Source organism: Bradyrhizobium altum (assembly GCF_020889705.1).
Taxonomy (GTDB): domain Bacteria; phylum Pseudomonadota; class Alphaproteobacteria; order Rhizobiales; family Xanthobacteraceae; genus Bradyrhizobium; species Bradyrhizobium altum.
In genome coordinates, this window is record NZ_JACMYP010000410.1 from 1 (window position 1) to 5,078 (window position 5,078).

Sequence of the window (5,078 nt, forward strand, 5' to 3'; positions counted from 1 at the left end):
GAGGGTCCTTGAGGACCGATTCCCAATATTCGGCCGGGAGGGGGGCATCCAGACCCGCAGCGGACGGTGGTCGTCTACGGTCGGCCTCAGCGGCAAGTTTTTCCATCTGCTTCGGGGTCGGCATGCGCCAGCTCGCGGGTCGGTCGGTCATGCCCGAATTAGAACATAACAGGAACAAATGTCGAGTCCGACCGGGCGGCTGCTGAGAAAAATCGTCCTGTGGGACGGGCCGCGATGTCGGAACCAAGCCGGCTCGTTCGTCTTGAATCCGGTATCAGTATCGGAGTTCCCCCGGCATGGCCCCCCGCGCTAACTGGAAAGGCTTCTTGCGTCTTTCCCTCGTCACCTGTCCGGTCGCGCTCTATCCGGCCACCTCGGAATCCGAAAAGGTCTCGTTTAACCAGCTGAACCGAAAGACCGGCCATCGGATCAAGTACGCCAAGGTCGACGCCGACACCGGCGAGGAGGTCGACAACGAGGACATCGTCAAGGGCTACAAGGTCGATACCGATACTTTCATCGAGGTGACCAAGGAGGAGCTTGAGAACGTCGCGCTGGAGTCGACGCGAACCATCGAGATCGACGAGTTCGTCGGCCGCAGCGAAATCGATCCGCGATATCTCATCCGCCCCTACTATCTGCGTCCCGACGGCAAAGTCGGGCACGATGCGTTCGCCGTCATTCGGGAAACCATCCGCGAGATGAACAAGGTCGCCATCGGCCGCGTGGTGTTGACCAATCGCGAGCACATCATCGCGCTTGAGCCGCTGGACAAGGGGTTGATGGGAACGCTGCTGCGCTACCCCTACGAAGTCCGTGCCGCGGATGAGTATTTTGACGATATCCAGGATGTCAAAGTTACCAAGGACATGCTCGATCTCGCCAAACACATCGTCAATCAGAAGGCGGGCCATTTCGAGCCGGACAAGTTCGAAGACCAGTACGAAACTGCCCTCATCGATCTCATCAATGCGAAGCGCGCCGGCAAGCCCATCACCGCGAAAGCCCGTCCTCGAGGTGAGAACGTCGTCGACCTGATGGACGCGCTGCGCAAGAGCATCGGAAGAGAGGGGGCGCGTGCGACAGAGGCGCCGAAGAAACCAGGCAAAAAGCCGCGCAAGGCGCCGGCTGGGCAAAAGGAAATGCTGATGCCGATCGCAGGCAAGAAGCCGGCGAAAGAGGCCGCGGCGAAGAAGCCGGCGGCCAAGCCGCAGCGAAAGTCGGCTTAGGTGCCGTGAAGCATCCGGTGACGCCGGACGGCCACGACATCGTCGTTCGCGGCCGGCTCTGGCGGATGGCAAATCCCATCTCGACGAGGTCACGCGAGATCATCTCGTCGGCCGTGTAATGGCGGCCCGACTGGGCGGTGCGCGCGCCAGGAAGGCGGCCGACCGCGAGGCCGAAGCAACGGTGCATACGACCGTGGACGAGGCTAAGCAGGCGCTCGGCGAGCGCGCTCCGGTATGGCGGGAACGGCTCGCCGGCTCTCGATTGCTCTGCAAAATAGGAGCGATATGGCTGCGGCGAAAAGGACTTCCAGGAGATCGACCTCGAGCGCGGGGATTCTCGCATACCGCAAGGGCGCTCGTGGGCTCGAGGTTCTACTCGTTCATCCCGGCGGTCCGTACTGGCGCAAGAAGGATGATGGCGCCTGGTCCATTCCTAAGGGCGAAATCGATGCCAATGACGCTCCGGAGAACGTCGCTCGACGCGAATTTGCCGAAGAACTCGGCCCGAGCGCTTCGATCGGTCCACTCCAGGCGCTGGGGGAAGTCCGACAGCGAGGAGGGAAGCGCGTCATCGCATTCGCCGGCGAGGGCCATTTTGACCCGGCGGCGCTGACGAGCAATACCTTCGATGTCGAATGGCCGCCCCGAAGTGGTCGACGGCAGAGTTTTCCCGAAGTCGACCGCGGAATGGTTTGATATCGAACTCGCGCGAGCCAAGGTGCTGTCCGCTCAGGTAGACTTTCTCGATCGTCTATTGGCAATCACGATTGAGAGCGACGGGAAATGAGCTTCCGGATTGGAATCATTTCGGACACGCACGGCCTGTTGAGGCCCGAGGCGGAACGAGGCCTGACGGGCGTCGATCACATCATCCATGCCGGCGACATCGGGCGCCCCGAGATCGTCGACGCGCTTCGCCGGATCGCGCCCGTCACGGCCATTCGTGGAAACGTGGACAGGGGCGAGTGGGCCCACGAATACCCCGACACGCATCTTGTATGCCTGGCGGGAAAGTTGATCTACGTTCTGCACGATCTGAAGACGCTGAAGGCCAACCGCGGCGCCGGCATCGACGTCATCGTCTCCGGGCATTCCCACGTGCCGAAGATCGACAGGGTCGGTGGCGTTCTCTATCTGAATCCCGGCAGCGCGGGACCTCGGCGTTTCAAGCTGCCGATCACGTTTGCGATGCTCGAAGTCACGCCCGACGGCGTGCGACCGGAAATCCACGACCTCGAAAGCGAGTGAGTGTCACCGCGGAGGGAATTCACACCGGAGGAGGCGAGTGCCTCGATCCTTTTTGCCGGCTTTCGCCGAACGGAAGCTCTACTTGCGCCGACGTTCTCGCTCGCGCACGACCTCCTTCGCCCGCTTGTCGGACCTGAGCCCAAGGTAGACGGGCTGGCGCAGTTCGCCCTTACTCGTCCACTCCGCAAATTTGACCTCGGCAACCAACGAGGGCTTGACCCAGGTCGTAGCGGCCTCGTCCTTCACTTTGGCAGGGAAGGGTGATTTAGGGGTCGTTAGCTTCACGAGCTTGGCATGGAGATCTTCCAGGACCTTGTGGCTGAAGCCAGTGCCGACATGCCCGATATAGCGCCATGTGTCGTCTTCCCGCACGGCAAGGACCAGGGCGCCGAAGAACGGCCTGGTGCGCTTGGGCGCTGTGAAGCCCGCGATCACCACTTCCTGCCGCTTTGCTGTCTTGATCTTCAGCCAATCCGCCGTCCGGCTTCCGGACGCATAGGGGCTGTCGGCGCGCTTCGCCATGACTCCTTCCAGACCCTTCCGCTCGGCCTCGGCGAAGAATTTCGTGCCATTTGATTTGCGGTGACGGCTGAAGGCGATCAGCCGGTGACGTGGCAGGATCGCTTTCAGCCGCTCCTTGCGCTTGAGCAGAGGCTGTTTGCGCAAGTCAACTGCGTCCTGAAACATGAGATCGAAGGCGCAATACAGGAGCTTCGCTTCGTGGCGCAGCGCGTTCTGAAGCAGCTGGAAATGCGAGACGCCGTCCTTTCCGATCGCGACGAGCTCGCCGTCGATCACGGCGTCGCCCTTCACGCCCTCCAGCGCTTTGGCAACCTCGATATAGCTGCGGCTGATGATCTTGCCGTTGCGGCTGTAGAGCGAAACCTTGCCCCGCCGGATTTCCGCGATCATCCGGAAGCCATCGTACTTATCCTCGAAAACCCAGCCGGGGTCGTCGAACGGCGCGTCGGTAAGCGTAGCCAGCATCGGCTGTAAGCGCTTGGGCAGGGTCGACGTCCGGCTCATTCAAGGGCCAATCCTTCAGAGCGTGTTGCGCGATGCACGGACGGCACCTTATCGCTCGAGGTGGCCAGGGCCGGTGAAGCCGGGGAAAAGCGTCTTGACACCGATAGCCGCCGGCCTTTTACGCTGAAACGCCTTGAAGAACTCCACGCTATAGCCGATTCAAATTGGCACAGTTCGAATCGTTCCGGAACCTGCGAATCCTTGTCGCGTTTGCTTCGATGTCACAACAGGAGGCACCGATGGCGGTAGCGAGGAAGAGCAAGACGGCGCGCGGACGAAAACAGGACCGGGCGCGGGTGACCGGCGGGCAAGACTACGAGGTGCAGTACGAGGCGAAGAAGACAGAAAAATCGGCACCCGCGGTGAAAAAAGCAGTCAAGAAGGTCGGCAACTCGCGCAAGCGTGTAGAGAAACGGCTGGGCCGCTGAGTGGCAGACGGGTCGGCGTCGGGGGCTAGTGCCGGTCCTCCTCGTCAGGGGGGCATTCTGGGCAGGTATCACCAATCGAGTCCAGCACGTCGCGAACCGCGGCCTCCGCTGCTTGACGGGATACGCCTTCCGGCAGGTCTCGACGGGCGATATCGAAGGCCCGCTCTCGGGCATGCGGATCGGCGCGGTCCTGCATCCAACCATGCTCCTCGCACTCGCGGATGGCGCCGGCTTCGTTCAGCACGTTGATCGCCCAACCGCGCAGGGTGCGGATCGCCGGCCGTCTCTGCTTGGTCATCAGCATTGAAAGGTTCTCCCAACGCTGAGACGAATCGTTTAGTCCCGCAGACGTTCCCCATCCCTAACACACGACTGGGATTCCGGATCGTGGGATCTCGTGGTCCTCCAAAGGCCGAATTTTCCAGCCGGCCAGGTGCCAGGGTGGGCGAGAACCGAACTGAAGAAACCGTTTTCCGATACGTCTTATCCGTTTTTTTGCGCGTGCGGCTGTCGCCGCACCGGGCTCTCGTGAACCGAGCCGCGAAGCGTCTCGGCGGCTGCGATCTCTCGCGCACGAGCAGGCCACGCCCTCGCGGGGCAGAAATGAAAAACCGGACCTTTATGCAGCAGCCACCTGCACAAAGGTCCGGCCTTATCTTAGCGTGCCGCGATACCGAACGGCTGCAAAGGACGCTTCATATCCTTTGGGAGGTCTCGCTTTTCATCCGGGTTACGACCCGGAGGCGGCAATAGATCAGTAGCCGATACGACTACTTCTTTTTCTTTGAAGTCTTCTTTGCCACCTTCTTGGTGGCTGCCTTCGCGGTCTTCTTTGCCTTCTTCGCTTTCTTGGCCATGTCGTCCTCGGTAAGAATTGGCTCTCAGTGAACATGCCCACGCCGTGCATAGACATGCGCACGAGTGAGACGATATCACAAAAGCAAAATTGATACCAAGCAGACGTGAAGCCGCATTGAGTCGCTCGCCGGAGGCACTCGCCCTCGGGCCCGCCGTCATTGCATGCCGGCGTCGCTATCACTGTGCTTCGGATCGCGTGCCTTTCTTAACCGGTCTTCTCTAACTGGGGTTGGCCCGTCAAGTGCGTTCAATCCATCTTGTCGTTCCCCACATGTTTATACCCGAGGGG

5 protein-coding genes and 1 pseudogene are annotated in these 5,078 nt (G+C 61.0%); 4 read left to right on the forward strand and 2 right to left on the reverse strand.

The annotated features are described in order from the left end of the window. The first annotated feature begins 296 nt into the window (after positions 1-296). From ku to H8B02_RS45030, 3 genes and pseudogenes are all read left to right on the forward strand, one after another. Positions 297-1,229 (forward strand): non-homologous end joining protein Ku, encoded by a 933-nt coding sequence (gene ku / locus H8B02_RS45020; RefSeq protein WP_229172179.1) that lies wholly within the window; start codon positions 297-299, stop codon positions 1,227-1,229. A gap of 285 nt (positions 1,230-1,514) precedes the next feature. After that, positions 1,515-2,016: pseudogene (locus H8B02_RS45025) on the forward strand (NUDIX hydrolase). After that, positions 2,013-2,477 carry a metallophosphoesterase family protein gene (locus H8B02_RS45030; RefSeq protein WP_229172180.1) on the forward strand — a complete coding sequence of 155 codons (465 nt, stop codon included), beginning with the start codon at positions 2,013-2,015 and terminating at the stop codon, positions 2,475-2,477. The pseudogene H8B02_RS45025 and the gene H8B02_RS45030 overlap by 4 nt, the downstream one beginning before the upstream one ends. Positions 2,478-2,555: 78 nt before the next feature. On the opposite strand, the gene ligD is transcribed toward H8B02_RS45030, so the two are convergent. Further along, positions 2,556-3,503 (reverse strand): non-homologous end-joining DNA ligase, encoded by a 948-nt coding sequence (gene ligD / locus H8B02_RS45035; protein ID WP_229172181.1) that lies wholly within the window; start codon positions 3,501-3,503, stop codon positions 2,556-2,558. A gap of 239 nt (positions 3,504-3,742) precedes the next feature. On the opposite strand from ligD, the gene H8B02_RS45040 reads away from it, so the two are divergent. After that, entirely contained in the window at positions 3,743-3,931 is a 189-nt protein-coding gene (locus H8B02_RS45040) for a DUF3606 domain-containing protein (RefSeq protein WP_229172182.1), read from the forward strand. A 25-nt stretch (positions 3,932-3,956) separates the two neighbouring features. Here the strand turns inward: H8B02_RS45040 and H8B02_RS45045 are convergent, their stop codons facing one another. Then, positions 3,957-4,235 (reverse strand): hypothetical protein, encoded by a 279-nt coding sequence (locus H8B02_RS45045; RefSeq protein ID WP_229172183.1) that lies wholly within the window; start codon positions 4,233-4,235, stop codon positions 3,957-3,959. Positions 4,236-5,078 lie beyond the last annotated feature (843 nt).